The organism is Streptomyces sp. NPDC050528, assembly GCF_044457795.1.
Taxonomy (GTDB): domain Bacteria; phylum Actinomycetota; class Actinomycetes; order Streptomycetales; family Streptomycetaceae; genus Streptomyces.
This window is the reverse complement of record NZ_JBITHH010000001.1, coordinates 491,118-515,680: the sequence shown is the minus strand read 5'-3', so window position 1 is coordinate 515,680 and position 24,563 is coordinate 491,118. Positions and strand designations below refer to the sequence as shown.

The 24,563-nt window shown below is 69.9% G+C and carries 24 protein-coding genes; 18 read left to right on the top strand and 6 right to left on the bottom strand.

Features of this window, described 5'->3' with window-relative positions; all coding sequences use genetic code 11:
* Window positions 1–128: 128 nt before the first annotated feature.
* A complete protein-coding gene (gene glgX / locus ACIBK4_RS02430) occupies window positions 129–2,426 on the bottom strand; it encodes a glycogen debranching protein GlgX (protein ID WP_398991344.1) in 2,298 nt (765 codons plus the stop codon).
* A 152-nt stretch (window positions 2,427–2,578) separates the two neighbouring features.
* On the opposite strand from glgX, the gene ACIBK4_RS02425 reads away from it, so the two are divergent.
* From ACIBK4_RS02425 to ACIBK4_RS02395, 7 genes are all read left to right on the top strand, one after another.
* Window positions 2,579–3,811 (top strand): Ig-like domain-containing protein, encoded by a 1,233-nt coding sequence (locus ACIBK4_RS02425; RefSeq protein WP_398991342.1) that lies wholly within the window; start codon window positions 2,579–2,581, stop codon window positions 3,809–3,811.
* A 215-nt stretch (window positions 3,812–4,026) separates the two neighbouring features.
* Window positions 4,027–5,274, top strand: coding sequence for an Ig-like domain-containing protein (locus ACIBK4_RS02420; protein ID WP_398991340.1), 1,248 nt, complete (start codon window positions 4,027–4,029; stop codon window positions 5,272–5,274).
* A 128-nt stretch (window positions 5,275–5,402) separates the two neighbouring features.
* Window positions 5,403–6,170, top strand: a complete 768-nt coding sequence (locus ACIBK4_RS02415; RefSeq protein WP_398991338.1) for an enoyl-CoA hydratase/isomerase family protein — start codon at window positions 5,403–5,405, stop codon at window positions 6,168–6,170.
* Window positions 6,171–6,455: 285 nt separating this feature from the next.
* Complete coding sequence (locus ACIBK4_RS02410) at window positions 6,456–6,959, top strand: ATP-binding protein (protein ID WP_323185436.1); 504 nt, start codon at window positions 6,456–6,458, stop codon at window positions 6,957–6,959.
* A gap of 198 nt (window positions 6,960–7,157) precedes the next feature.
* Window positions 7,158–7,952, top strand: a complete 795-nt coding sequence (locus ACIBK4_RS02405; RefSeq protein ID WP_398991336.1) for a polysaccharide deacetylase family protein — start codon at window positions 7,158–7,160, stop codon at window positions 7,950–7,952.
* Complete coding sequence (locus ACIBK4_RS02400) at window positions 7,952–9,130, top strand: hypothetical protein (RefSeq protein ID WP_398991334.1); 1,179 nt, start codon at window positions 7,952–7,954, stop codon at window positions 9,128–9,130. The genes ACIBK4_RS02405 and ACIBK4_RS02400 overlap by 1 nt, the downstream gene beginning before the upstream one ends.
* Window positions 9,131–9,238: 108 nt before the next feature.
* Entirely contained in the window at window positions 9,239–9,838 is a 600-nt protein-coding gene (locus ACIBK4_RS02395; RefSeq protein ID WP_398991332.1) for an ADP-ribosyltransferase, read from the top strand.
* A gap of 13 nt (window positions 9,839–9,851) precedes the next feature.
* Here ACIBK4_RS02395 and ACIBK4_RS02390 read toward each other — a convergent pair whose 3' ends face one another.
* The gene (locus tag ACIBK4_RS02390; RefSeq protein WP_398991330.1) at window positions 9,852–10,487 is read right to left on the bottom strand and encodes a GNAT family N-acetyltransferase; all 636 of its coding nucleotides are present in this window, start codon (window positions 10,485–10,487) and stop codon (window positions 9,852–9,854) included.
* Between the two features lie 57 nt (window positions 10,488–10,544).
* Here ACIBK4_RS02390 and ACIBK4_RS02385 point away from each other — a divergent pair, with 57 nt between their 5' ends.
* Window positions 10,545–11,462 carry a MerR family transcriptional regulator gene (locus tag ACIBK4_RS02385; protein ID WP_398991328.1) on the top strand — a complete coding sequence of 306 codons (918 nt, stop codon included), beginning with the start codon at window positions 10,545–10,547 and terminating at the stop codon, window positions 11,460–11,462.
* A 47-nt stretch (window positions 11,463–11,509) separates the two neighbouring features.
* Complete coding sequence (locus ACIBK4_RS02380) at window positions 11,510–11,722, top strand: EF-hand domain-containing protein (RefSeq protein ID WP_200689953.1); 213 nt, start codon at window positions 11,510–11,512, stop codon at window positions 11,720–11,722.
* Here the strand turns inward: ACIBK4_RS02380 and ACIBK4_RS02375 are convergent.
* A complete protein-coding gene (locus ACIBK4_RS02375; protein WP_398991326.1) occupies window positions 11,667–12,713 on the bottom strand; it encodes an AraC family transcriptional regulator in 1,047 nt (348 codons plus the stop codon). The genes ACIBK4_RS02380 and ACIBK4_RS02375 overlap by 56 nt on opposite strands.
* Window positions 12,714–12,814: 101 nt before the next feature.
* On the opposite strand from ACIBK4_RS02375, the gene ACIBK4_RS02370 reads away from it, so the two are divergent.
* Entirely contained in the window at window positions 12,815–13,819 is a 1,005-nt protein-coding gene (locus tag ACIBK4_RS02370; protein ID WP_398991324.1) for a zinc-dependent alcohol dehydrogenase family protein, read from the top strand.
* A gap of 112 nt (window positions 13,820–13,931) precedes the next feature.
* The gene (locus ACIBK4_RS02365) at window positions 13,932–14,591 is read left to right on the top strand and encodes an NADPH-dependent F420 reductase (protein WP_398991322.1); all 660 of its coding nucleotides are present in this window, start codon (window positions 13,932–13,934) and stop codon (window positions 14,589–14,591) included.
* Window positions 14,592–14,622: 31 nt separating this feature from the next.
* Here the strand turns inward: ACIBK4_RS02365 and ACIBK4_RS02360 are convergent, their stop codons facing one another.
* Window positions 14,623–15,180: a GH25 family lysozyme gene (locus ACIBK4_RS02360; RefSeq protein WP_398991320.1), complete on the bottom strand. Its 558-nt coding sequence runs from the start codon at window positions 15,178–15,180 to the stop codon at window positions 14,623–14,625.
* Window positions 15,181–15,215: 35 nt separating this feature from the next.
* A complete protein-coding gene (locus tag ACIBK4_RS02355; RefSeq protein ID WP_398991318.1) occupies window positions 15,216–16,256 on the bottom strand; it encodes a phosphatidylinositol-specific phospholipase C domain-containing protein in 1,041 nt (346 codons plus the stop codon).
* A 177-nt stretch (window positions 16,257–16,433) separates the two neighbouring features.
* Here ACIBK4_RS02355 and ACIBK4_RS02350 point away from each other — a divergent pair, with 177 nt between their 5' ends.
* The 6 genes from ACIBK4_RS02350 (at window position 16,434) to ACIBK4_RS02325 (ending at window position 22,454) form a co-directional block, all read left to right on the top strand.
* Window positions 16,434–17,423 carry an LLM class flavin-dependent oxidoreductase gene (locus ACIBK4_RS02350; RefSeq protein WP_398991316.1) on the top strand — a complete coding sequence of 330 codons (990 nt, stop codon included), beginning with the start codon at window positions 16,434–16,436 and terminating at the stop codon, window positions 17,421–17,423.
* Between the two features lie 274 nt (window positions 17,424–17,697).
* Window positions 17,698–19,266: a streptophobe family protein gene (locus ACIBK4_RS02345; RefSeq protein WP_398991314.1), complete on the top strand. Its 1,569-nt coding sequence runs from the start codon at window positions 17,698–17,700 to the stop codon at window positions 19,264–19,266.
* Window positions 19,253–19,999 (top strand): response regulator transcription factor, encoded by a 747-nt coding sequence (locus tag ACIBK4_RS02340; RefSeq protein ID WP_398991312.1) that lies wholly within the window; start codon window positions 19,253–19,255, stop codon window positions 19,997–19,999. Before ACIBK4_RS02345 ends, ACIBK4_RS02340 begins: the two co-directional genes overlap by 14 nt.
* Complete coding sequence (locus tag ACIBK4_RS02335) at window positions 19,996–21,579, top strand: sensor histidine kinase (RefSeq protein WP_398991310.1); 1,584 nt, start codon at window positions 19,996–19,998, stop codon at window positions 21,577–21,579. Before ACIBK4_RS02340 ends, ACIBK4_RS02335 begins: the two co-directional genes overlap by 4 nt.
* Window positions 21,580–21,756: 177 nt before the next feature.
* On the top strand, window positions 21,757–22,113 hold the full coding sequence (locus tag ACIBK4_RS02330; protein WP_366437483.1) for a PRC-barrel domain-containing protein: 357 nt from the start codon (window positions 21,757–21,759) through the stop codon (window positions 22,111–22,113).
* Window positions 22,114–22,166: 53 nt separating this feature from the next.
* Window positions 22,167–22,454: a hypothetical protein gene (locus ACIBK4_RS02325; RefSeq protein WP_366437484.1), complete on the top strand. Its 288-nt coding sequence runs from the start codon at window positions 22,167–22,169 to the stop codon at window positions 22,452–22,454.
* Window positions 22,455–22,488: 34 nt separating this feature from the next.
* Here the strand turns inward: ACIBK4_RS02325 and ACIBK4_RS02320 are convergent, their stop codons facing one another.
* A complete protein-coding gene (locus tag ACIBK4_RS02320) occupies window positions 22,489–23,643 on the bottom strand; it encodes a N(5)-(carboxyethyl)ornithine synthase (RefSeq protein ID WP_398991307.1) in 1,155 nt (384 codons plus the stop codon).
* A gap of 300 nt (window positions 23,644–23,943) precedes the next feature.
* On the opposite strand from ACIBK4_RS02320, the gene ACIBK4_RS02315 reads away from it, so the two are divergent.
* Entirely contained in the window at window positions 23,944–24,435 is a 492-nt protein-coding gene (locus tag ACIBK4_RS02315; RefSeq protein ID WP_398991305.1) for a MarR family winged helix-turn-helix transcriptional regulator, read from the top strand.
* Window positions 24,436–24,563: the final 128 nt, after the last annotated feature.

Genomic DNA, 24,563 nt, shown 5'->3' with positions numbered 1-24,563 from the left:
CGGAAGCCGTGGGGGGTGGCACCCCCATGTGATCAGCCGATTCGCCCCAAGCCCAGCCATCCGCCCGGGAGTTCACGGATCTGAAACGTCACCCCGGCCGGAACCCCGGTCGGTCCCTCTGCCGCCCCTCAGCTCACCACCTTCAGCAACAGCACAGCCCGAGCCGGCACCGTGATCGCCGCCCCCGCCCGATGCACCACCCCCGGCGCCTCCCCCTGCTCCTCCCGTGATGTGTCGACGACCACCTCGTACCGCTCCGCCCACGGCGGCCCCGGCAGCACGAAGCTCACCGGCCGGTGCCCCGCGTGCAGGACGGCGAGGAAGCTGTCGTCGACGATCGGGGCGCCGCGTTCGTCACGACCCGGGATGTCCCGGCCCGAGAGATACATGCCGAGGGTGGCGGCGGGCGCGTACCAGTCCCGTTCCGTCATCTCCGTGCCGCGCGCGGTGAACCACGCCAAGTCCCTTATGCCGTCCGCCGAATGGGCCCGCCCGGAGAAGAACGCCCGGCGGCGCAGCACCGGATGGCGGTGGCGCAGGTCGATCAGCCGGGCGGTGAGATCGGTCAACGCCCGCCAGCCGGGGTCCTCTTGCAGACCCCAGTCCACCCAACTGATCTCGTTGTCCTGGCAGTAGGCGTTGTTGCTGCCCCGCTGCGTCCGTCCCAGCTCGTCACCCGCGACCAGCATCGGCACCCCCGTGGAGAGGAGGAGGGTGGTGAGGAGGTTCCTCAACTGCCTTCGCCGCAGCGCTTTTACGCGCTCGTCGTCCGTCTCGCCCTCGACCCCGCAGTTCCAGGACCGGTTGTCGTCGGTCCCGTCCCGATTGCCCTCGCCGTTGGCCTCGTTGTGCTTGCGCTCGTACGACACCAGGTCCCGCAGGGTGTAACCGTCGTGCGCCGTAATGAAGTTGACCGAGGCGTACGGGCGCCGGCCACCCCACGCGTACAGGTCGCTCGACCCCGACAGCCGGTACCCGAGATCCCGTACGTCCGGCAGCGCGCCCCGCCAGAAGTCCCGGACGGCGTTGCGATACCGGTCGTTCCACTCCGTCCACAGGGGCGGGAACGCGCCCACCTGGTAGCCGCCGGAGCCCACGTCCCACGGCTCGGCGATCAGCTTCACCCGTCGTAGGACCGGGTCCTGGGCGATCACCGCGAGGAACGGGGACAGCATGTCGACGTCGTGCATCGAGCGGGCCAGCGCCGCCGCGAGGTCGAAACGGAAGCCGTCGACGCCCATCTCCGTGACCCAGTAGCGCAGGGAGTCGGTGATGAGCCGGAGCACGTGCGGCTGGACGACGTGCAGGGTGTTGCCGCAGCCGGTGTAGTCCGTGTAGCGGCGGGCGTCGCTCTGGAGGCGGTAGTAGCCGCGGTTGTCGATGCCCTTCAACGACAGCATCGGGCCCAACTCACCTGCTTCGGCGGTGTGGTTGTAGACCACGTCGAGGATCACCTCGATCCCGGCCTCGTGCAGCGCACGCACCATCCGCTTGAACTCGCCGACCTGTTGGCCCGCGGTGCCGGTCGCCGCGTAGCCCGCGTGCGGGGCGAAGTAGCCGATCGAGTTGTAACCCCAGTAGTTCTTCAGGCCCCTGCGCAGCAGATGGTCCTCGTGCGCGAACTGGTGGACGGGCAGCAGCTCCACGGCCGTCACGCCCAGCTTCACCAGGTGCTCGATCGCGGCCGGGTGCGCCAACCCGGCGTAGGTGCCCCGGAGTTCCTCGGGTATGCCGGGGTGCAGTTTGGTGAAGCCGCCGACGTGGAGTTCGTAGATGACCGAGTCCGCCCACGGTGTCTTCGGGCGGCGGTCGTCCATCCACTCGTCGTCGGTGGTGTCGTCGTGGACCACAACACCCTTGGGAACGTGGGGTGCCGAGTCGCGGTCGTCGCGCACGGTGTCGGCGACCTGCTGCTGCGGCCAGTCACGGACGTGCGCGTACACCTCGGGCGGCAGCCCGAACTCGCCGTCCACCGCGCGGGCGTAGGGGTCGAGGAGCAGCTTCGCCGGGTTCCAGCGGGCGCCGGTCCACGGGTCCCAGCGACCGTGCACCCGGAAGCCGTAGCGCTGCCCGGGCAGCACACCCGGCAGGAAGCCGTGCCAGATCTCGTGCGTCAACTCGGTGAGCGGGGCCCGGGTCTCCACCCCGTCCTCGTCGAAGAGGCACAGCTCGACCGCCTCCGCACCCCCGGCCCACAGCGCGAAGTTGGTGCCCGCCACCCCGTCCGGGCCGACCCGGTACCGGGCCCCCAGCGGCATCGGCGTCCCCGGCCACACGGGCACCGGCGGCCCGGTGTGCGGGGCGCCGTTCAGCACGGGGGCGGCACGTGGCGACGGCACGGCCGCCTCGACGACGGCTCGCTCCATCGGCACGCCGTCGTCGACGCCCTCCTCCTGTACGGCCTCCTGCTCGGCTGCGCTCGACACCGTCCGGCCTCCTGCGGCTCATGGAACGACGAGGTGAAGGGCGCGCGGCGTCCCGGTCGCGTGTGCCTGTCATGTCGTTCTCCCCACTGTTCTGCCCAGAGCTTGGGTCGCACTCACGTTTCCCTGAGGCGTGCCCGCTCGTTGGGCACCCCGTGAGGCATGCACAAGGGCGCGCGCGACGCGCAGGGGTCGCACTGGCCGCCGTACTGACATGGGCAGGACTGCTGGCCGGAGCCACCGGCTGTACTTCGGACGGCTCGGGCGGGGGCGGTATCGGCGAGATCTTCGGCAAGGCACCGTCGCCCGAGGATGTGATCCGGATCTCGCCCGAGGACGCCAGCAAAGGCGTCAAACCGGACCGGCGACTCGTGGTCCGGGTACCCAGCGGACGGCTGGAGTCCGTGCAGGTCGTCAAGGAGCAGGACGCCCAGGACAGCCCGGTCCCCGGCCGCATCTCCGACGACGGACTGCGCTGGGAACCCGAGGACGGAAAGCTCGCGCTCGCCGCCGAGTACACCGTCGACGCGGTCGCCCTCGACGGCGACGGCCACCGCTCCGCCCGGCACACCACGTTCACGACCTACGTGCCCGACGAACGGTTCATCGCCTACGTCGCCCCGGAGAACCGCGCCACCGTCGGCACCGGGATGATCGTCTCCCTCGGCTTCAACCGGGAGATCGAGAACCGGGCCGCCGTCGAGCGCGCGATCCACATCACCGCGAAGCCGGCCGTCGAGATCCGCCCGCACTGGTTCGGCAAGGCCCGCCTCGACTTCCGCCCCGAGGCCTACTGGAAACCCGGCACCCAGGTCACCGTCTCGCTGCGCCTGCGGGACGTGGAAGGCGCGAAGGGCGTCTACGGCCTCCAGTACAAGACGTTCTCCTTCACCGTCGGCCGCAGCCAGGTCTCCCTCGTCGACGCCGCCAAGCACACCATGGAAGTGCGGCGCGACGGCGACCTGTTGGCCACCGTCCCGATCACGGCCGGCGCCCCCGGGAAGACCACGTACAACGGGAAAATGGTGGTCATGGAGATGCTGGAGGTGACCCGTATGAACAGCCGCACGGTCGGCTTCGGCGGTGAGTACGACATCCCCGACGTCCCGCACGCCATGAAGCTCACCGACTCCGGCACCTTCCTGCACGGCAACTACTGGGCGCCGTCCGCGCCCGGACACGTCAACGTCAGCCACGGGTGCGTGGGGTTGAGGGACGTCAAGGGCGGGAGCTCGGACACCCCGGCCGGGTGGTTCTTCGACCGCAGCATCATCGGGGACGTGGTCGAGGTCGTGCACAGCGAGGACAAACAGGTCGCTCCGGACAATGGCCTCGGCGGGTGGAACATGGGTTGGAAGGAGTGGAAGGCGGGCAGTGCCCTGAAGTGACGGGAGAGCGGTGCCCTCATGTGACCGGAGAGCATTGTCCTCACGTGATCGGAGACGGGGCGGGGAGCCTGTGTCAGGCGGCAGTTGAAGTTGCGACCGAACGGTGACATTCGCCTGACATGAAGCTCAAATGCGGACGGTTAATATGCGCGGACGTGCACGTCAGATGCGCGAAGGGGTGCGGGCCGGACCGGGCCCGGCGAGGGGAGAAAGTCTTGAACGTGCGACCGATATCGGGGGCGTCGGTTGACGCGCGCGGCCGGAGAAACAAGGGGCTGCTGGCGCTGATCCTCGGCGTACTGCTGCTCGCCGTCACCGCGTGCGGAGGCGGCGGTGGCTCCACCTCCGGGTCCGGCTCGGGCGACAGCAAGGCCAAGGGCTCGGACACCGCCGAGACCAAGCAGTCGCAGGCGGTCGTCACCATCGCCCCGAAGAACGGCTCGAAGTCCGTCGACACCAGCGGCGCCCTCAAGATCAGCGCCGCGAAGGGCAAGTTGACCGAGGTCGAGGTCAAGGACGCCGACGGCACCAAGGTCTCCGGCGCGATCACCGGCGGCGGCGCCAGCTGGACGCCGGCCACGCATCTCGCCGCGTCCACCAAGTACACCGTGCACGCGATCGCCAAGGACTCCGACGGCCGGGTCGCCGCCGAGGACTCCAGCTTCACCACGCTGACCCCGAAGAACACGTTCATCGGCGACTTCACCCCGGAGGACGGCTCCACGGTCGGCGTCGGGATGCCGTTCTCGATCAACTTCACCCGGGGCATCACACACCCCGAGGACGTGAAGAAGGCCATCACCATCACGACCGTCCCGGCCGTCGACGTCGAGGGCCACTGGTTCGGCAACGACCGCCTCGACTTCCGCCCCGAGAACTACTGGAAGTCCGGCACCAAGGTCACCGTCAAGCTCAACCTCGACGGCGTCGAAGGCCGCCCGGGCGTCTACGGCAAGCAGGCCAAGACGGTCTCCTTCACCATCGGCCGGAACCAGGTCTCCGTGGTCGACGCCAAGAAGCACACCATGAAGGTGACCCAGGACGGCAAGACCATCAAGACCATCCCGGTCACCACCGGCAAGCCCGGCTACGACACGTGGAACGGCCAGATGGTCATGAGCCAGAAGCTCGAAGTGACCCGTATGAACGGTGAAACGGTCGGCTACGGCGGCGAGTACGACATCAAGGACGTCCCGCACGCCATCCGCCTCACCACCTCCGGCACCTTCATCCACGGCAACTACTGGGGCGGCGGCGCCTTCGGCAACTACAACGCCAGCCACGGCTGTGTCGGCCTCCAGGACGTCAAGGGCGGCTACAGCAGCAGCGTGCCGGCCGCGTGGTTCTACAACCACTCGATGATCGGCGACGTGGTCGTCGTCAAGCACTCCAACGACGAGACGGTGGCGCCGGACAACGGGCTCAACGGCTGGAACATGTCGTGGGCGAAGTGGAAGGCGTAAGCGGCTAGTTGATCTGCTGGTCGACCTGCGGGCCCGGTGCTGTGACACACAGCACCGGGCCCGTTGTCGTTAGCGCGCGTGCTGTGCCCATCTGGGGGACGACCCCCAGACCCCCGTAGTGTTCCCGCATGACCGTGAATCTCGAAGTCGCCGAGGGCGTCGGCACCATCCGCCTCGACCGCCCGCCCATGAACGCGCTGGACGTCGCCACCCAGGACCGCCTCAAGGAACTCGCCGAGGAGGCCTCGCGTCGCGACGACGTGCGGGCCGTGGTGATCTACGGCGGGGAGAAGGTGTTCGCGGCGGGGGCGGACATCAAGGAGATGCAGCGGATGGACCATGCGGCGATGGTCGTACGGTCGCGGGCGTTGCAGGAGTCGTTCACGGCGGTGGCCCGTATCCCGAAGCCGGTCGTTGCTGCCGTCACCGGCTATGCGCTGGGCGGGGGTTGTGAGTTGGCGTTGTGCGCCGACTTCCGTATTGCCGCTGACAACGCGAAGTTGGGGCAGCCGGAGATTCTGCTCGGGTTGATTCCGGGTGCGGGCGGCACGCAGCGGCTGGCGCGGCTGATCGGTCCGTCGAAGGCGAAGGATCTGATCTTCACGGGTCGGATGGTCAAGGCGGACGAGGCGCTCGCGCTGGGGCTCGTGGACCGACTCGTCCCCGCCGCCGAGGTGTTCAGTGAGGCGCATGCGTGGGCGGCGAGGCTCGCGCAGGGTCCGGCGATCGCGTTGCGTGCGGCGAAGGAAGCGATCGACACCGGGCTGGAGACGGACATCGAGACCGGGCTCGCGGTCGAACGCACGTGGTTCGCGGGGCTGTTCGCGACCGAGGACCGTGAGCGTGGGATGCGGAGCTTCGTCGAAGAGGGGCCCGGGAAGGCAAAGTTCCTCTGAAGCGGAACATCAAATCCCGCTGGACCCCTTGCAATTGACACGATGTCTCATCCGGGTCCCTCGACGGGTCGGTTTATGGGAACCTTAACTCGACCTTAAGCCTGCCTTGTCGAGGGAGCCTGTCGATTGCCACCAACAGAGCCTTCACCGCAGGTCGGAGGGGCTGTGTCGAGCCCTGAAATGACCCTGGCACATGCCAATCGGATGTCGCGGAATGGGGGCTTCCGGGGGGCGTATTCCTCCGGAACCGCCACGGAGGCCGTTCGGGGCGGCCATGATGGACGCATGGCGGGGCTGGAAGGTATCGGACAGCCGCGGGGACAAGGCCGTGCGACCGCGGCGCGCTGGTCGCCTGCGGTCGAGGACGAGCGGGCGCTCAAGGCGATCGAGTTGTTCGGGAATCCTACGGAGGCGGAAGTTCCGCTCCCGTCTCGGCCGGAGTCCGCGGCGGCGGCTCGCCGGCTCACCCAGATTGTTGTTCTGCGGCACTGGGGGCTCAGTCCGAAGCTGACCGAAGACGCCGTCTTACTTGTCTCCGAGCTGGTCGGAAATGCCGTTCGGCACACCGGTGCGCGGGTGTTCGGGTTGCGGATGAAGCGGCGGCGGGGGTGGATCCGGGTTGAGGTTCGTGATCCGTCTCGTGGGTTGCCGTGTTTGATGCCGGTTCAGGAGATGGATTTGAGCGGGCGGGGGTTGTTTCTCGTCGACAAGCTTTCCGATCGGTGGGGTGTGGATTTGCTGCCTCGCGGCAAGACGACCTGGTTCGAGATGCGCGTCTCTGATCGTTGAGCGGAACTGCTGTGATGCCGGGGCAGGTTGTTGGTTGTCTGCGGGCTCGTTGTGGCTGGTCGCGCCCACGCGGCGGAGCCGCAAATTGATACAGCCCCGCGCCCCTTTAAGGCATCGTCGGACCGGAGTTGACTGGTGCGACTCGTGTTTGTCCCCCGAACGGGTTAATGCCCCGGTTTCTTACTTGGCGCCCCTTAAATGGGGCGGGTGACCACGACCGACCGCCGTACGGCGTTGCGTGCGGGTGCCGGGCTTGTCGCCGGGGGCGCTCTTGCCGCCGGGTGTGCCACGACCGGCTCCACCGCATCCCCCGCGCACGCCTCCGCCAGCGGACCGGTGCCCGCCGCCAAGGCGACGCCGCTCACCGCACCCGCCCCCCGCGCCTTCCCCCAGCAGCCCGCGCAGATCACCCACGGACCCCGCGACCGCCCCCGGATCGCGCTCACCTTCCACGGCCAGGGCGACCCCAAGATCGCCACCGCTCTGCTCACCGAGGCGGAGAAACACGGTGCCCACCTCACCGTCCTCGCCGTCGGGACCTGGCTCGACACGCACCCCGAGATGGCCCGCCGCATCCTCGACGGCGGCCACGACCTGGGCAACCACACCCAGCGGCACATCGCCGTCAACACCCTGTCCGAGGCCGACGCGCTGGCCGAGATCACCGGCTGCGCCGACCGTCTCAAGCGGCTCACCGGCTCGATCGGCACCTGGTTCAGGCCCTCGCGCGCCCCGGCCGCGTCCCCGCTCGTCCAGCGCCTGGCCCACCGCGTGGGCTACCCGCACGTGCTGTCCTACGACGTCGACTCCCTCGACTTCACCGCGCCCGGCGCCCCCGCCGTCACCCGCAAGGTGCTCGCCGAGGTCCGGGGCGGGTCGGTCGTCAGCATGCACTTCGGGTACGCCGACACGGTCGCCGCGCTCCCCGCCGTACTGGATGAACTCCACCGTCGCGGACTGCGCGCGGTGACGACCACGGAGCTGCTGAGCTGATGCGACACATCCCCCTCACCCGCGCCCTTGTCGCCGGGATCGCTCTCGCCGCCCTCGCCGGCTGCGGTTCGCAGGACCACGCCGACGAGGCGCTCGGCACCAAGGCCGCGCTCCAGCCGCAGCAGCAGAAGAAGGCGCAGGTCGCGCGGGCGCTGCCCGGTATGCCGCCGGTGCTCGACCCGGCCGACGTGTACGCGGCCGACCGGCCCAACCAACTCTCCCCGGTCGTACGGGACTTCCCCTCGCGGGTCTACGTTCCCAACACCAACTCCAACACCGTCTCGGTGATCGACCCGGCGACGTACAAGGTCGTCGAGACCATCCCGGTCGGGGTCCAGCCCCAACACGTGGTCCCCTCCTGGGACTTGAAGACGCTGTGGGTCAACAACGACCGGGGCAACACCCTCACCCCGATCGACCCGCGAACGGGCAAGGCCGGCAAGCCCGTTGACGTGCACGACCCGTACAACCTGTACTTCACGCCCAACGGCAAGTACGCGGTCGTGATGGCCTCGCTGGACCGGCAGTTGGTGTTCCGGGACGCGCACACGATGAAGACCGTGAAGGCGGTCCACGTCGGCTGCTACGGCGTCAACCACGCCGACTTCTCGCCGGACGGGCGGTACTTCATCGTCTCCTGCGAGTTCAGCGGCGAGCTGCTGAAGGTCGACACCGAGAAGATGAAGGTCGTCGGGCAGCAGAAGTTGCCGTTCCACGGTTCGATGCCGCAGGACGTCAAGATCTCGCCGGACGGCAAGAAGTTCTACATCGCCGACATGATGGCCAACGGCATGTGGGTCCTGAACGGCGACACCTTCGCCAAGCCGGACTTCCTGCCCACCGGCAAGGGCTGCCACGGTCTGTACATCAGCCGGGACTCGCGCGAGATGTACATCTCCAACCGCGGCGAAGGCACCATCTCCATCTTCGACTTCACGAAGAACAAGCTCACCAAGAAGTGGCACCTCCCGAACGGCGGCAGCCCCGACATGGGCGGTGTCTCGGCCGACGGCAAGGTCCTGTGGCTCTCCGGCCGCTACAACTCCGAGGTCTACGCCATCGACACCCGCACCGGCACCCAGCTCGCCCGCATCAAGGTCGGCGGCGGTCCGCACGGCCTCGCGGTGTACCCGCAGCCGGGGCGCTACTCGCTGGGCCACACGGGCATCTTCCGCTGAGGCCGACCGGGGGCCGCTGAAATTCCGCTGAAATCCGGTCAGTTGGACACGCCCCCGTACGGGTGAGGATCCGCGGCTCGTCGTCGTAGAACCGGGATCGTGCCTCGCATGATCACGATTCACCTGCGGCGACGAGCCGTTGCCGCAGCCCTGTCCCTCGCGGCCGTCTTCGCCACCACGGCCGCCACCGTCCCCGCCCACACCCCGGCCCGCGCCGCCGCGCCCGCCTGTCCCGTCGTCGCCGATCCCGCGATGGCCGCCGTGGACCAGCGCGTGGACATCAGCCGCATCACCCCCGACCCGGTCTGGCGGACCAGCTGCGGCACCCTCTACCGCAGCGACAGCCGAGGCCCCGCGATCGTCTTCGACCAGGGCTTCGCCCCCAAGGACGTCGTCAACGGCCAGTACGACATCGAGAAGTACGTCCTGGTCAACCAGCCCTCGCCGTACGTCTCGACGACGTACGACCACGACCTGTACAAGACCTGGTACAAGTCGGGCTACAACTACTACATCGACGCCCCGGGCGGTGTGGACGTCAACAAGACCATCGGCGACACCCACAAGTGGGCCGACCAGGTCGAGGTCGCCTTCCCCGGCGGGATCCAGCGGCAGTACATCATCGGCGTCTGCCCGGTCGACAAGAAGACCAAGGTCGAGATCATGAGCGACTGCGAGAGCAACCCGAACTACCGCCCGTGGCACTGAAGTTCAGCAGGTTCTATCGCGCGCTGAGCAGGACCGCCTCCGAACCCACCGGGCGGTAGCCCGCCGCCAGGAACGCCCGCATGCTGCGGGCGTTCCCCGGCGCGACCTGCGCCCACAGCGGCTCTGTCGCGAGGTGGCGGGCGGCGGCCGCCAGGGCGCGGCCCAGCCCCCGGTGCCGTACGTCCTCGTCGATCTCGACGGAGACCTCGAGCCGGCCGCCGACCCCGCGCCCGAGCACGAGCACCCCACCCTCCGCCGTCCAGGCGCGCACGTCGTCGCGGCGGCCGCGGGCGTACACGATGCGCGGGTGGTCGCCGTCGGTGATCTCCGTGAGGGGGAGCGGGGGTTCGCCCGGCAGCGGGGCGCCCACGAGCATCGCGTCGATCGTCTCCGACCTGCGGCCCGTCCGCTTCAGCAGGGCCATCAGGAACCACGGGTTCATCGGCGCGGCGAGCGCGTCGCACGAGACGGCGGCCAGGGTGTCGCGGACCCACTGCGGGTCCTCGTCGATGAAGACCACGGCGTGCGCGGTGAAGGCGAGGACTCCCGCGTCCCGGTCGGACATCTGCGGTACGACGGTCACGCGACCGTCCGGCGGCAGGACGACACCCTGCGCCACCGCGTCGAGAATGTCCCGAAGAGTCTCCATCACCAAGCTCCTTGCGCCGCTTGAGTCTCCACCCACTGGAAGGCCCACACTCACGACATGATCGACGACGGCACCGGACTTCTCACCATCGGGGAACTGGCCAGGTCCACCGGGCTGACCGTGCGCACCATCCGCTACTGGTCCGACGAGGGCGTCCTCACCCCGGTGACCCGCTCCGCGGGCGGCTATCGGCTCTACGACGCCGAGTCCGCCGCCCGTCTCGAACTGATCCGTACCTTGCGGGAGTTGGGCCTCGGTCTCGACGACGTGCGCAAGGTGCTGGCCGGTGAGTCGACCGTCGCGGAGGTGGCCGCCGCGCATGTGGTGGCGCTGGACGCGCAGATCCGTTCACTGAGGGTGACCCGGGCGGTGCTGTCGACCGTCGCGAGACGCGGTTCGACCGCGGAGGAGATGACGTTCATGAACAAGCTGGCACGACTGTCGGCCGCCGAACGCAGGCGGATCATGGAGGAGTTCGTGGACGAGCTGTTCCACGGGCTCGACACCGTCGACCCGGCCATCGAGGACCGGATGCGCTCCATCGCGTCGGACCTCCCGGACGACCCGACCCCCGAACAGGTCGACGCCTGGGTGGAGTTGGCGGAGATGGTGCAGGACCCGGAGTTCCGGGCGCAGATGCGCAAGGCCGTCGAGTTCAACGCCTCGGACCAGGAGCGCGCCGCCGTCCGCGGGCGGTCCACCTGGTTTCCCATGCGGCTGGTGCAGCTGGGCGCGGAGGCCAGGGAGCGGGGGATCGACCCCGGGTCGCCGGAGGCCGACGCGATCCTGCGGGAGGTGCTCGGCGACGGCGGCGACCCGGCCGTCGTCCTCGAACGGATGGAGTCGGCGTCCAACGAACGGCTCGCCCGTTACCGGGAGTTGCTGGCCACGGTGAAGGGCGGGGGGCCCGCGGCGGCGCACCGGGAGGAGTTCGCGTGGGTGGTCGCCGCGCTGCGGGCTCGCGCGGCCGGTTAGTCTGGCCCCGTCAACAGGCGGTAAAGCGTTACGAAGGGGCGGATCCGGTGGCGGACATCGAGGAAGCACGCAAGCATTTCCAGCGGATCGACACGGACGGTGACGGTGTCATCACCGCGGCCGAGTTCAAGACCGCCCTGGCTCAGGGTGGCGACTGGAACGTGACCGAGGCGGTCGCCGAGGCCATCATCAAGAGCCGGGACCTCAATGGGGACAAGGTCCTGTCGTTCGACGAGTTCTGGGCCCACCTGAACAAGTGACCCGACGGGTCGGAAGGGGCGCCTGTCCTACGGCGGACGGGTGCCCCTTCTCGTCGTGTCCGGGGGGCTGGGATGCGCGCTTGCGGTACTGGCCCGGCGCCACCCCGTACTCCCGCTTGAACGCCTTGGCGAACGCGAACTCCGAGGTGTAGCCGGTGCGTTGGGCCACCAGCCGCAACGGTGTGTCGTCCTCGCGGAGCAGCCGCCCCGCCGTGATCATGCGCCACCAGGTCAGATACGTCAGCGGCGGCCGGCCCACCAGCACCGCGAACCGGCGGGCGAAGGCGGCGCGGGACAGGCCGGCCCGGGTGCCGAGCTCCTCGACCGTCCAGGGGTGGGCCGGGTCGTCGTGCACGGCGCGCAGGGCCGCCGCGACCGCCGGGTCCGCGAGCGCCGCCGCCCAGCCCGTCGGGTGTCCCGAACCGTGCCGGCCCTCCAGCCACCAGGCGCGCAGGATGTACAGCAGCAGGGTGTCCAGGAGCGAGGTCACGATGGTGTCCGAGCCCGGCCGGGGCTCCTCCAGCTCCGCGCCGAGGAGCTCCACCGCCGCCCGCAGCGACCCGTGGGCGCCGACCCGGGCGGGCAGATGCACCACCTCGGGCAACTCGGTGAGCAGCGGGTGGGCGCGGGCCCGGTCCAGCAGATAGGCGCCGCACAGCATGACCGTGTCCGGGACCGCCGACTCCCGTGCGGGGGAGGGCGGTTGGGGCCAGGTGCCGTCCGCCCGCAGCCGCACCTCCTCCAGCGGTACGTCGACTCCGCTGGCCAGCGCGTGCCCGCGTCCGTGGGCCAGGAACACTACGTCCCCGGGGCCGACCGCCACCGGCTCGCCGTCCGCCGGGACGAGCCAGGCGGAGCCTCGCAGCACCACATGGAACCCGGCCCCGTCCGAGGCCTCGAAGCGCATCCCCCACGGCGCGTACTTGTCGCGGCGCGAGGAGTGCGGCCGCCCGGTGCGCATCGCCGCGACGGCGTCACTGAGTACGTCCATGTCCGCACCGTAGCCCGCGAGTTGACGGTGAAGACGTACGGACATGAATCGGAGACCGGAGGACATGGATCGTCTCGCACCCGCCGCCTAGCGTCGTCTCCATGCCAACCACCGCACGTACCGTGCTCTTCGACGACATCGGCGGACCCGAGGTCCTGCGGGTCGAGGACGTGACACTTCCCGACCCCGCGCCCGGCCAAGTCGCCCTGCGGGTCGAGGCGTTGGGCCTCAACCGGGCCGAAGCCCTCTTCCGCTCCGGCACTTACTACTACCAGCCGTCCCTGCCCGCCTCCCGCCTCGGCTACGAGGCCGCGGGCGTCGTCACGGCGGTCGGCGAGGGCGTGACCGAACTCGCCGTAGGCGACAGGGTGTTGACCGGGCCGGGCATCGAGATGAGCGCGCAGGGTGTGTACGCGGACCGGGTCGTCCTGCCCGAGGCCTCCGTCCTGCGGCGCCCCGCCGCCGTCGACGCGGTCACCGGGGCGGCGGCCTGGCTGACGTACACGACGGCGTACGGAGCGCTGCTGGAGACGGCGGGGCTCAGGCCCGGCGACCACGTCCTGATCACCGGCGCCTCCAGCGGAGTCGGCACCGCGGCGATCCAGGTCGCCCGCCGGATCGGGGCGATCCCGCTCGCCACGACCCGCACGGAGGCGAAGCGGCAACGGCTCCTGGAGCTGGGCGCGGCCGAGGTGATCGTCCCGGCGGAGGCGGGTGGCGCGGAGGGCGTCGCGAAGGAGGTCAGGCGGCTCACCGGCGGCAAGGGGGCGGAGGTCGTCCTCGACGCGATCGGCGGCCCCGGCTTCCGCCCGCTCGCCGAGGCGCTGGCGACGGGCGGCACGATGGTCGTCTACGGCTGGCTGGACGACCGCCCCGCCGAGATCCCCCGGAACTGGCCGTTCACGATCCACACCTACGCCAACGGGGCTCTGACCAGCACACCCGGCGGCCGTCGCCGCTCCGCCGCGTTCCTCGACGCGGGCCTCGCCGACGGCGGCCTCAGGCCGGTCGTGGGGGAGGTCTTCGAGGGCCTGGACACGATCCGTGACGCCCACCGGCTGATGGAGTCGAACGCGCATACGGGAAAGATCGTCGTACGGCTCTGAGCGCCACCTGATCGGCCGAGGGGCGGAATAGCCGACGGCCGCCCGGGGTTGGGGCCCTCCAGAAGCGTGAAACATGCGCATGCATGGATTCCGGATCGGCGAAGGGTCTGTCATGAAGATCGGCATCATCGGCGCGGGCAACATCGGCGGCAACCTCACCCGGCGGCTCACCGCCCTCGGCCACGACGTCTCCGTCGCCAACTCGCGCGGCCCCGAGACGCTCACCGCGCTGGCCGAGGAGACGGGCGCGACCCCCGTACCTGTCGAGGAGGCGGCGAACGGGGCCGAAGTCGTCGTGGTCACCATCCCGTTGAAGGCGGTGGCGAACCTGCCGAAGGGCTTCCTCGACGGCGCCGCGGAGAACGTCGCGGTCATCGACACCAACAACTACTACCCCGGGCGCGACGGCCGGATCGCCGCGATCCTCGACGACGGCCTCACCGAGAGCCGCTGGGTCTCCCAGCAGATCGGCCACACCGTCATCAAGGCCTTCAACGGCACCTACGCCCAGGACATCCTGGACCGCCCCCGCCCGTCCGGCGCCCCCGACCGCCTCGCCCTCCCGGTCGCCGGCGACGACGAGGCCGCCAAGCGCGTGGTCCGCGCCCTCATCGACGACCTCGGCTTCGACACGGTCGACGCCGGCACCCTCGACGAGTCCTGGCGCCAGCAGCCGGGGACACCGGTGTACGGACTGCGGGAAGGTGTGGACGGGATCGTGAAGGGGTTGGCGGAGGCTTCGCCGGAGCGGACGGGGGACTTCAAGGGCTGAGGGGGCGGCTCGCGCGACGGCTCACACGACCTCAGGCGTCCTTCGCCCACGTCTGCAAGGACGCCTTGGTCGTGAAGTCGGCGACGTCCTTGTCGTGGGGGTCCGAGGTGTACTGGTGGAACTTCCAGTCCGCCTTGATGCGGGGCTTGCCGGCGGTCGTGTAGTCGGCGATCCACAGGCCGTCGCCCGCGTAGGACGTCTTGTCGATGGTGAGCCAGAACGTGCGGTTGCAGTAGAGGACGACCCGGTTGTTCGGGCGGAGGGCCTTCACCTTGCGAATGAAGCTGTCCTTCTCCGCGTTCGAGGCGTGGGTGCCGTCGCCCGTTGTTTCCCAGTCGACCGCCAGCAAGTCGCCTGCTTTTTCAGGGGCCTTGCTCACGAAGTACTCCGCCTGGGCGGTGATGTCGCCCGGCCAGAGGAAGTGGTAAAAGCCGACGACCAGTCCCGCGTCACGGCCCGTCTTCGTCTGGGCCGTGAGTCTGGGGTTGACGTACGAATGGCCCTCCGTCGCCTTGATGAAGACGAAGGAGGAGCCGTCCGTGTCGTACGCGGTGGACTGGAACGCGCTTACGTCGATGCCATGCAACATGGGGGACTTCTGCCCCCGCTTCGCGATGCGGAACCTCAGCTTCTGGTTGCCACCGACGACAGCACCGACGCCGACTTCGACGACCAGTCAGAAGTGATCACGCTTGCGTGATCCGCTGCCAGTAGTGCCAGTTTCGCGGCAACTTCGTCGTCCGTGGGGGTCGTTGAGGAGATCGCCGGGGCCACCGCGTACGCGTCCGTCATGATCAGGATGTAGTGGTTCGCGGAGTAGAACGACGTGTCGTAGCCGTTGTTGACGTACGTCGCCGCGTCACCGTCGAAGAAGACGAACCACGGGCGGATCGAGGTGTCCGACGTCCAACGGGTCGCCCTGGGATCGCTGTTGGCCGCGCCCAGTACCGCCGGGAAGGCCTGCGCCTGGCTGATCGTGCCGGCCGCGTACAGGTCCCGCAGATGGTCGCCGTACTCCTGGTCCGTCCAGTAGTGGTCGAACGGGTTGGCCTGCTCGACCGTGCCCGGGATCAGCTCGAAGATGAACTTGCCCTTGAGATCGTCGCGGGACGGCCACGCGTTCGCCTTCGCCGCCGCGTCGAGCGTGGAGTACGAGGAGCCGAGCAGGTCGGACGGCTTGTAGACGCTGTTGCCGAGCTTCTGCGAGACCAGGGTGTCGAACGCCGTCGGGCCGAGCCCGATCGTCTGGTTGAAGCCCACCTTCATCTCCACCTTGATGATGATGGGCGCGTGGTCCGGGTGCAGGGTGTTCCAGGCGGCCATGTTGTCCAGGCAGCTGCCGAGGTCCTGGTTGCGGTCCTTGCTGTACAGGTCGGCGGGGGTGCTCGCGTACTCGCAGTTGTTGTCGTTGGCGAACAGATCGCTGTGGCTGACCCGCCACCGCTTGCTCAAACTGTCGACGTAGACGTCCAGTTCGAGGAGTGAGGCTCCGGAGTCCAACGCCTGCGCCCAGTACGTGTACTTGTCCTTCTCGTACGCGTTGTGCGTGCCGATCGTCGTCGTCTCCGAGAATTTCGGCGCCGCCGCATGGGCGTTGCCGACGGCCCCCGTCAGCAGCAGGGCCGTCCCGGCGAGCAGTGCCGCCAGCCGTCTTATCGCCTTCATGAGTCTCAAGTCCCCTTCGCCATCGCCTAGTTGGAGCCTTGGTGGCGGCAGCAGCGTAGGGCGAAGGGGTTACTGCCCGGTAGAGGCTGGGGGAACATCACCTTCCGCCGGCTTGGCAAAGGTTGTACCTGGTCGTGGATATTGCGTTCTCCTCATCGAGAATCCTATTCTCGAACGATGACTACTGGTCCTGGTGTGGGGTTCGCTCTTCGATTCGACTTCCGCAACCCGGAGTCGGCCGGTACGTCCATGGCGGACCGTTACGCGGCCGCCCTCGACATGGCCGAGTGGGCCGACGGGCTCGGCTGTACGCGGATCACCGTCTCCGAGCACCACGGCTCACCGGACGGCTATCTGCCCAGCCCGGTCCAGATGCTCGCGGCGATGGCCGCCCGCACGAAGCAAGTCCGGTTCCTGGTCGCCGCGTTGATCGCCCCGTTCCACGATCCGCTGCGCCTCGCCGAGGAGTTGGCGGTCCTCGACAACATCAGCCGGGGGCGCGTCGACCTGATCGTCGCGGGTGGCTATGTGCACGAGGAGTTCGCCATGTTCGACGTGCCGATGAAGGAACGGGCCAAGCGGGTCACCGAGGTGGTGACCACCCTCAAGTCGGCTTTCACAGGCGAGCAGTTCAGCTATCGGGGGCGTACGGTACGCGTCACGCCGGCGCCGTTCCGGCCGGGCGGCCCCGCCGTTCTCCTCGGCGGCAGCAGCGAACCGGCGGCGCGCCGGGCCGCCCGGATCGCCGACGGGTTCGTGCCCTCGGTCCCCGAGGTGTGGGAGTACTACCGCGACGAGGTGCGGAAGTTGGGCCGCCCCGACCCCGGTCCCAGTCCGATCGGACCGAACCAGGTGGTCGCCCTCGCCGAGGACCCGGACGCGGGGTGGGCGCGGATGGCGCCGTTCTTCCTGCACGAGACCAATGCCTACGGCGTCTGGCAGGCGCAGGACGACGTGGCCGCGCCCTTCCGTACGGCCGACGGTCTGGCGGAGCTGCGGCGCGGCAAGCAGTACCGGGTCCTGACGCCCGAGCGGTTCGTGACCGAACTCAAGGGCGCAGCACGGCCGTTCACCCAGTTCCATCCGCTGTGCGGGGGCATGCCGATGGATCTGGCGTGGTCGAGTCTGCGGTTGTTCGAGCGCGAGGTGTTGCCCGCTTTCGGCTAGCGGACCGCGGGTCGTGGGGCAGGGTGGTTCTGGGAACTTCCTGGGAACGGGACCGGACGCATCGGCCGTACCGCCCCCGTGACCTGCGCCCCGTCCCCGCCGACTCTCAGAAACCTCCCAGAACCTCTCCGGAACCCGGCAATCGCGTACGCCACCTTGTGCGGACGACGTCCCCGAAGCGCCCCGGAGGGTTACCGCGATGCCTGCCCCTACGACGACAACGCCAACGACCGCGACGAGTACGACGAGTGCGGCGCGTACAAGGTCCCGTCCCGTGTCCTCCCTCCCCAGGCCGGACGGTCCCGGAGCCCACGCCCTCGAAGGAGCCGCCGCCGCGCTGTGCGGGCTCGTCGCGATGGCCGCCGTGGCGTGGCTCGCGCTGTGGTTGCTGCACGCCGGGTCGGTCGGATCGCCGGGGACCAGGGCAATGGCCCTGGCAGCCATGGCAGTTGGCGGGTCGGTGAGCGCCGGGTCGGTCAACTCCGGTGCGGGTGGCGGCGGTTCGGGGTCGATGGGCTCGATGCTGTCCGGGCTCTTCGGTGGCGGCGGGGGCGGGATGAGCCCGTCGATGAGCGGCGCCGCCGACCTCATGCCGCTCGGGGTGACGCTCGTCGGGTCCGTGGTCCTGTGGCTGGCGTTCTCGCGGCGATTGCGTCAACGGCCCGTCACCACGCGGGAGTTGGGTGCCCGGGCCGCCGGTGCCGGAGCGGCCGCGCTGCTCGCCTTCATGCTCGTCGCCACCCTCGCGCACGGGACGTTCAGCATGCCCGCGTCGGCGATGAGCCGCGGGCTCGGCGGAGGACAGGGCGCCGGGGCGAGCGGTGCCGGCAGCGGTGCGCTGGGTGCGCTGGGCGGGATGCTCGGCGGCAGCGGGAGCGGTGGCGGTACCCCGGCGGACACGACCATGTCGTACGACGTCCACGTCGGCTCGACCGCGTTCGGCGCGCTGGTGTGGGTGGCCGTCGTGCTCGCGCTGGGGTGCCTGGTCGGTCGGCGGGTGCGGGTGTCGTTGGGCGGTGCCGTGGACCGGGTGCGGCCCGGGTGGGCGCCGAGTCTCGCGGCCGTCGTCCGCACGCTGCTGGTGCTGGTCGCCGTACCGATGGCGCTGTTGACGTTCGTCGGGGCGGTGGTCGGCGGCCGGGTCGGGACGGCGGCCGGGGGTGTGCTGCTCCTCGCCCCGAACGCGCTGGCCGTCCTGCTCACGCTGGGCGTCGGCTCGCCGTGGACGGCCGCGACGCACCCCGTGCAGAGCCAGGGCGGCAATCCGCTCGCCTCGCTCATGGGCGCACTGGGTGGTGGCCAGCAGGCCGCCACCGCGCAGCAGACGGACCGTACCGAGCACCTCAGGAGTCTGTCGGCCGGTGGCTGGCCGCTGTGGCTCGGGGCGCTCGCCGTGACCGTCGTAGTCCTGCTGGTCTGTGCTCGGGCGGCCGCCCGGAACACGGCGCCGGCGGACGCGCGTCCGCTGCATCGCTACGACGGGCCGGTGGCCCGGCATCTCGGGGTGGCCGAGCGGTTCGGGGTCGTCACCGCGGTCGTTCTGGGGTCGGCGGTCGGGCTGGCCGGGGCGTCCGGGCACTTCGGGGTCAGCATGTTCGGGAGTGAAATGGGCGGTACGCGGGCCGAGTTGAGCGGCAGCGTGCTGTGGACGGTGGTGTTCGGGCTGCTCGTCGGGGGCGTGGCCGGTTTCCTGGGGAGCCTGCTGCGCACAGTGGACCTTTACGGAGGAATGACATCCTCCCGCCGTATCCTCGCGCGCAAGTCCCCGTCGGCCGCGTCCTCGCACGCCCCGGCGCCGGGCACCGATCCCGGCACCCTGGAGGCACCCCTTGGCAACCGTTGAGCGGGCCGGACCACAGCTGTCCCGGCCGACCACCACGGACGTGAACCTGCTGGTCGTCGACGACGAACCGACCGTACGGGAGCTGCTGTGCGCGGCGCTGCGGCACGCGGGGTTCACGGTCGCCTCGGCCGCGACCGGGCAGGAGGCGCTGGACGGGGCGCGTGATGTGTCGCCGGATCTGGTCCTGCTGGACGTGATGCTGCCCGACATGGACGGTTTCGAGGTGATCCGGCGGCTGCGGGAGCAGCGCGGCGCGGCCTCGCGCGCGGGGCACATTCCGGTCGTGTTCCTCACCGCCCGCGACGCCACCCAGGACAAGATCGAGGGGCTGGTCCTGGGCGGCGACGACTACGTCACCAAGCCCTTCGACCTCCAGGAGCTGATCGCCCGGATCGGTGCGGTGCTGCGCCGTACCAGTGGCGACCCCTCGGCGCTGCTGCGGGTCGCCGATCTCGAACTCGACCCGGAGGGCGTCCAGACGACCCGCGCGGGCGAGCCGATACGGCTCTCGCCGACCGAATTCCGGCTGCTGCACTACCTGATGACCAACGCGGGGCGCACGGTCGGCAAGGCGCAGATCCTCGGGCGGGTGTGGGAGTACGACTTCGGCGGCGACACCGGCATCGTCGACACGTACATCAGCTATCTGCGGCGGAAGTTGGACAACGGCGGGCCGAAGCTGATCCACACGGTGCACGGTGTCGGGTACGTGCTGCGCGGGCCGCGCGCATGATCACCACCAACTGGCGTCGTCCGTACGTCATTTGGGGGCGGGCCTCGCTGCGCAGTCGGGTGCTGTTGCTGGCCGTGGTGCTGCTGACGGCCGGGTTCACCGCGTTCAGCCTGGTCACCGGGAACGCTCTGCGCGCGTACATGGTGGACCGCGTCGACGCCCAACTCCGGGCCTCCGCCCAGGTGTTCGCGCTGCTGCCGCCGACCGTGGCGAAGACCGGGGCCGCCGGGAAACCGCCGCCCGGTCTCAGCGACTTCAGTACGGAGGTGCTGGGCAACCCGGTCATCACGTACGTGGACAAGGACGGTGTCGTAGAGAGCAGCATCGATTCGCTCGCCGGGCCGAAACGCACCGGCGACGCGCCGGGACCGGATCTGCCGGGGCTGGACGCGTCCGCCGTCGCGGCCCGCGCGGGCAAGCCGTTCACCGTCTCCGGTACCTCGGGCGAGACCCGGTGGCGGTCGATCGCCGTGCCCCGGGTCCCGCGTGCCGCGCTGTCGGGCGGTGCGGCCGGCGACGCTGCCGGCAGCGTGATCGTGTCGGCGTCGATGAGCCAGGTCGACGGCACAGTGGACCGGATGTGGCACATCTACGAGACCTCCGGGCTCGGGTTGCTGGTGGTGCTGGGGCTCGCCGGGTGGTTCGCGGTGCGGTCCGGGCTGCGTCCGCTGACCCGGATCGAGCAGACGGCGGCCGAGATCGCGGCCGGTGACCTGTCCCGCCGCGTGCCCGAACTCGCGGGCCCGCACACGGAGATGGGCCGTCTCGCCACCGCCCTGAACGGGATGCTCGCCCGGGTGGAGACCGCGTTCGCCGCGCGTGCGGAGTCCGAGGCGAGGATGACCCGGTTCGTCGCCGACGCCAGCCATGAGCTGCGCACCCCGCTGGCCGGGATCAAGGGCCTCACCGATCTGCACCGCATGGGCGCGGTCTCCGACCCGGAGGACATCGACGCCACGATGGCCCGTATCGCCCGGGAGTCGGACCGCCTCGCCCGGCTGGTCGAGGACATGCTGCTGCTGGCCCGCTTCGACGAGCACAGCCTGGGCACCACCGGCGACTCCGGTCCGGCCCTCGAACTGGCCCCCACCGACCTGCGCACCCTCGCCGCCGACGCCCTGCACGACGTACGGGCCCTGGACGCGAGCCGCCCGGTCACTCTCACCGGCCCGGACGGCACCGGCGCCCCCGCCTCGGCCCCCGCCCTGGCCGACGAGGCCCGGCTGCGCCAGGTCGTGACCAACCTCGTCGGCAACGCGGTCGCCCACACCCCGCCCGGCACCGCGATCCGCATCGGGGTGGGCACGGTCGGTGAGGACGCGGTCCTGGAGGTGGCGGACGAGGGGCCGGGGCTCACTCCGGCCCAGACCGCCCACATCTTCGAACGCTTCTACCGCGCCGACACGTCCCGCACCCGTGCCACGGGCGGCGCCGGCCTGGGCCTGGCCATCGTCGACTCCCTGGTCAGCGCGCACGCGGGGCGGGTCGAGATCGATTCGACGCCCGGGCGGGGGGCCACCTTCAGAGTCCGGCTCCCGCTCCACTCCGAGCTGCGGACGCCGGTAGGCCTGTCGGGGTGACTCCCGCGCAGGCGTTCCCCCATGTGGTCGGGGCCCGGCCCGGCCCAGGCGTGGCGGATCACTCCTGGTGGCGTAGGACCCGGCGGGACGGGAAGTCGTGGTGGTGTGCGGTGGGATCGACCGGTTGGGGCGGGTGCGGCTCGCCATCGGTGGACGAGCCGCCGGAAGGAGCAGGCCATGATTCACTCAGCCGATGTCCGGGAGTGGCGTGAACGCGACGTCGTGGACCCGGAGTCGCACAAGATCGGTGTCCTGGAAGCCGTGTACGTGGACACCGCCACCGATGAGCCGGCCATGGCCACGGTCCGGGTCGGGCTGCCCACGCGGCACCGGCTGGTCTTCGTCCCGCTGGACGACGCGATCGTCGGCCCGGACTACGTCAAGGTCGGCTACGCCAAGGCGCTGGTGAAGGAGGCCCCGTCGATCGGCACCGACGACGTCCTGCCCGCCGACCAGGAGGAACCGATCTTCAAGCACTACGGCCTGCCGTACCAACCGGGTGCCGGCGGTGAGCGCCGACTGGCCCGCCGTTGACGGCACCGGACGCCGAGAGGTTTCAACTCGGCGTTCCGGGCCACCCGTTGAACATGTCCAGACGCTACGGCGGAAGCCCCGCGGGGACGGTCATCTCCGTCATCGCGGACATCGCGGCACTGATCCTGATCCTGTGGATCGCCCTCTATCTGTTCAACGCCAACACGGGGAACAACTCGGTCGACTGGGTCCACGACGCGGCCAACTGGCTGTCGGGCTGGTCGCACAACCTGTTCACCATCCACTCGGCGGACTGGCGCACTGTCGTCAACTACGGCCTGCCCGCCCTCGTCTATCTCTTCATCGGCCACGCGGTGGCCACCGGTGTCAACCGGAGCTAGACCACCAACTGCCCTGCCGTCAGGCCGCCTTACCTCACGATCCTGCCAACTGGGGGCCGTGCGGGTAGGCGGCCGACCGGTGTTGGAAGGAGAGGATCTTCGGGTTCTGGACGACACCGTCCCGGATCTCGATGGCCTTCCGCACCGTGACGTCGTCGTCCCACGCGCCGGGTCCGCTCATGACCGTACGCAGATACGGCAGGAGCGCCTCGCTGATCTCCCAGGTGGCGGAGTTCCACAGGTGGGACGGGCTGTGGTCCACGGCGTAGTAGTGGCAGCCCTGCCCGACGGTCGACATCGGGTCGCCGAACCCGCTCGGCCGGGCCCAGGCGAAGCCCATGCCCTCGTCGCAGGCCACGTCGATGAAGAAGGTCCCCGGCTGGAACAGCGCGAGTTCCTCGTCGTTGACGAACATGAGCGGTGCGTCGGTGTCCTGCAGCACGCAGTTGACGACGATGTCGAACCCGGCCAGGTACTGCGCGAGAGGCACGGGCCCGAGCCCGGTGACCGCCTGGAGCCGCGTCGGGTCGTCCTCCAGCTCCTCGAAGTGCCCCATCACGACCGACGGCATCGGCGACGCTACGGCCGCTGCCGCGCGCTGGGTGAGCACCGTGACGTCGGAGACCCCCATGGCGCCCAGGCCCGTGACCGCGCCGCGTGCCGTGGCGCCGAAGCTGATGACCACCGCGCGCAGCCGACGGCCGTAGCTGCCGGTCAGGCCGCCGAGCTGGAGCGCGTGCAGGACCGAGCAGTAGCCGGCCAGCTCGTTGTTCTTGTGGAACACGTGGACGCTGAAGGCGCCCGTGGAGGTCCAGTGGTTCATGGCTTCCCAGGCGATCAGGGTCAGCCGTCGGTCGATGCCGATCTGCGTCGTCTTCTCGTCCTGCACGCAGTGCGGCCAGCCCCACAGCACCTGGCCCTCGCGCAGCTCCGCGAGGTCGGCGTGCATGGGCTTGGGCAGCAGCATGATGTCGCACTCCGCGACCAGCCGATCCCGCGAACGGAGGCCGCCGACCAGGGGTCGCAAGGCGTCGTCGGCGATGCCGAACCGTTCGCCGTAACCCTCTTCGAGGAAGATCCGCTCGCGTAGGTCCGGGTCGATCCGGTCGAGGTGCCGGGGGTGCAGCGGCAGCCGGAACTCGTTCTCCTTGCGGGAGGAGTGCAGCACTCCGAGACTCATCAGGCTCATGTGGGGCGGCTCATTTCCGGCCGGAACACGAAGCGCTCCGGCGTTGCCGTTCCCCGAGGGCGACGCCGAAACGGCTGACGGCGTGCGAGGTGCGCTCGGTAATTGCCACCGTACTCCAGTCCGGAAAGGGCCGGATTCCGTCGGCGGGGGCGCTCGGCGCACCGGCCGGTGCCTGCCGGAGCGCGCACGCCGACGGGCGTGACGGTTCGGGTCGCGGGGTCCCTGGCGGGCGGGGGTGTCGTGGCCGTAGAACGTTGTATCTTCGATGGTGGGGATTGCGACGATCGAAGGAGTCGGCTCATGGTGCGCACGGGTGGCGCGGAGCAGTACGGGGTGTCTCCCCGGGAGGACTTCCTCATCGCCGAGCGTCCCGGTTATCTGCTCCACAAGGCGGGGCTGGTGCTGGTGGAGGACGTGGAGAAGGCGCTGGGTGCGGTCGGTATGCGCATCCGTTCCTTCTTCGTGCTGGCCGCGCTGGCCGGTGGACCCGAGCTGTCCCAGCAGGACTTGAGCCGGCTGCTCAACCTCGATCCGACCACGGTCGTGACGGTGATCGACGAGATGGAGCGCGACGGGTACGTGGAGCGCCGCCGCAACCCCGCCGACCGGCGCCGCTACAACCTGATCCTCACCGAGTCCGGCCGTGCGGCGCTCGCGACGGCGGACCGGGTGGCCACGGAGGTCGAGTCGGCGTTCTTCGGCGCCCTCTCCGAGGACGAGAGCGCGCTGCTGCGCAAGATGCTCGGCACGCTGATGGCCGGGCGCTGGCCCGCGTCCGTCTGCTCGGACTGACGCAAGCCGTCCGCGAGTTGACGCAGTACGCGCTCCAACTCACGCAGAGCATCGGCGAGTTGACGTAGAACATCCTCGAACTCCCGCAAGCCCGCGGTGCCTTCCGGTGCCGCGGGCTTTGTCGTGTC

Excerpts from the sequence above, each read along its gene's own strand:
- ACIBK4_RS02415 (WP_398991338.1), top strand. The coding sequence starts at position 5,403 with ATGACCGTGAATCTCGAAGTCGCCGAGGGCGTCGGCACCATCCGCCTC.
- ACIBK4_RS02410 (WP_323185436.1), top strand. The coding sequence starts at position 6,456 with ATGGCGGGGCTGGAAGGTATCGGACAGCCGCGGGGACAAGGCCGTGCG.
- ACIBK4_RS02405 (WP_398991336.1), top strand. The coding sequence starts at position 7,158 with ATGGGGCGGGTGACCACGACCGACCGCCGTACGGCGTTGCGTGCGGGT.
- ACIBK4_RS02400 (WP_398991334.1), top strand. The coding sequence starts at position 7,952 with ATGCGACACATCCCCCTCACCCGCGCCCTTGTCGCCGGGATCGCTCTC.
- ACIBK4_RS02395 (WP_398991332.1), top strand. The coding sequence starts at position 9,239 with ATGATCACGATTCACCTGCGGCGACGAGCCGTTGCCGCAGCCCTGTCC.
- ACIBK4_RS02390 (WP_398991330.1), bottom strand. The coding sequence starts at position 10,487 with ATGGAGACTCTTCGGGACATTCTCGACGCGGTGGCGCAGGGTGTCGTC.
- ACIBK4_RS02385 (WP_398991328.1), top strand. The coding sequence starts at position 10,545 with ATGATCGACGACGGCACCGGACTTCTCACCATCGGGGAACTGGCCAGG.
- ACIBK4_RS02375 (WP_398991326.1), bottom strand. The coding sequence starts at position 12,713 with ATGGACGTACTCAGTGACGCCGTCGCGGCGATGCGCACCGGGCGGCCG.
- ACIBK4_RS02370 (WP_398991324.1), top strand. The coding sequence starts at position 12,815 with ATGCCAACCACCGCACGTACCGTGCTCTTCGACGACATCGGCGGACCC.
- ACIBK4_RS02365 (WP_398991322.1), top strand. The coding sequence starts at position 13,932 with ATGAAGATCGGCATCATCGGCGCGGGCAACATCGGCGGCAACCTCACC.
- ACIBK4_RS02360 (WP_398991320.1), bottom strand. The coding sequence starts at position 15,180 with ATGTTGCATGGCATCGACGTAAGCGCGTTCCAGTCCACCGCGTACGAC.
- ACIBK4_RS02355 (WP_398991318.1), bottom strand. The coding sequence starts at position 16,256 with ATGAAGGCGATAAGACGGCTGGCGGCACTGCTCGCCGGGACGGCCCTG.
- ACIBK4_RS02350 (WP_398991316.1), top strand. The coding sequence starts at position 16,434 with ATGACTACTGGTCCTGGTGTGGGGTTCGCTCTTCGATTCGACTTCCGC.
- ACIBK4_RS02335 (WP_398991310.1), top strand. The coding sequence starts at position 19,996 with ATGATCACCACCAACTGGCGTCGTCCGTACGTCATTTGGGGGCGGGCC.
- ACIBK4_RS02330 (WP_366437483.1), top strand. The coding sequence starts at position 21,757 with ATGATTCACTCAGCCGATGTCCGGGAGTGGCGTGAACGCGACGTCGTG.
- ACIBK4_RS02325 (WP_366437484.1), top strand. The coding sequence starts at position 22,167 with ATGTCCAGACGCTACGGCGGAAGCCCCGCGGGGACGGTCATCTCCGTC.
- ACIBK4_RS02320 (WP_398991307.1), bottom strand. The coding sequence starts at position 23,643 with ATGAGCCTGATGAGTCTCGGAGTGCTGCACTCCTCCCGCAAGGAGAAC.
- ACIBK4_RS02315 (WP_398991305.1), top strand. The coding sequence starts at position 23,944 with ATGGTGCGCACGGGTGGCGCGGAGCAGTACGGGGTGTCTCCCCGGGAG.